Below are 1,278 nucleotides of genomic sequence, written 5' to 3'. Positions count from 1 at the left end.
GTCTGTCAATTGAAGGTGAAAACTGAGCCGATACCTGTACATTCTGCCAATCGGTGCGATTATCGCCCGCAAACCTCGAGGCCTGGATTGAAGTGATGAACAAGCCTGACCTGCCTTCGATTCCGGTGTTCAAGCTCTACGGTGAAAGCCTGGACTGGCCGACCCCTGACTTGCTGCACTGTGAAACCATTTCCAAACGCAGCCGCGAACATCAATGGGAAATCAAACCCCACCGCCACGCCGATTTGTGCCAGTTACTCTTCGTTTTCAAAGGTCAGGCAGAGCTTGAAATCGAAGGTCAACGCACGCAGCTCAACGAACCCGCGATTCAAGTCCTGCCCCCGTTGTCGGTGCATGGCTTTCGTTTTTCCGAGGACGTCGAAGGTTTCGTCGTTACCCTCGCCAATCCGTTGATCAACCACCTGCAGGCGCAACTGGGCAATTCGGTGCATGCCCTGGCGCAGGCCGAGCACTATCCGGCGGGCAAGGATGCGGAATACCTGCACAGTCTGTTTTCAGCATTGCAGGCCGAGTACAACGGCCATCAACCCGCGCGGGAAATGCTCATGCATTCGCTGGTCAGCGTGATCATGGTCTGGGTCAGCCGTCAGGCGATCGTGCGCCATAACGCCAGTCAGCGCCCACAACGCCAGCGCGAATACCTCAACGGGTTCATTCAATTGGTGGAGGAGACGTACCGCCAACATGTGAAGGTCGAAGACCTGGCGCATCGCCTGGGGATTTCGGTGTCACACCTCAACGGTACTTGCCGGGAGCTGGCAGGGCAGCCAGCGCTGCAGATCATGCACGAACGCCAGTTACTGGAAGCCAAACGTTTGCTGACCTACACCAGCATGACCATTTACGAGATGTCGGAGCTGTTGGGGTTTTCCGATCCGACCAACTTCACGCGCCTGTTCCGGCGCAGGGTGGGGATTTCACCCAAGGCGTTTCGCGACCGGCTGAAGGCCGAGCAGTGATCGGGTAAAACAACACCGCCCCCTGTGGGAGCTGGCTTGCCAGCGATTGCGTCCTGTCAGTCAGCACTGAAGGCGTCTGGGCCACCGCCATCGCTGGCAAGCCAAGCTCCCACAGGGTTGATAGCAAGCCGAATCAGCGCAATGCGTTCAGCGTCGCATTGTGCGGAATACAACGCTCGAAATTGCAGCTCGCATAATCGCGGGGCAGTTGTCGCAGTTGCTCGACCCGCCAGGCCGCAGTGCCGTACAGCGCCAGCGTGGCGGCGCAGGTGATGAAGATCGCGAAGTACCTTCTTGT

General features: G+C 57.9%; 1 protein-coding gene. It reads left to right on the top strand.

All coding sequences use genetic code 11. The features are described 5' to 3' along the window. Positions 1-95 precede the first annotated feature (95 nt). The gene (locus tag HT737_RS08795) at positions 96-980 is read left to right on the top strand and encodes a helix-turn-helix domain-containing protein (RefSeq protein WP_041068438.1); all 885 of its coding nucleotides are present in this window, start codon (positions 96-98) and stop codon (positions 978-980) included. The last annotated feature ends 298 nt before the right edge of the window (positions 981-1,278 follow it).

This window comes from Pseudomonas sp. MD195_PC81_125 (assembly GCF_014060985.1).
In the GTDB taxonomy this organism is placed as follows: Bacteria; Pseudomonadota; Gammaproteobacteria; order Pseudomonadales; family Pseudomonadaceae; genus Aquipseudomonas; species Aquipseudomonas parakoreensis.
Note: the sequence above shows the minus strand (reverse complement) of the source record. Positions and strands in the feature narration are given on the sequence as shown.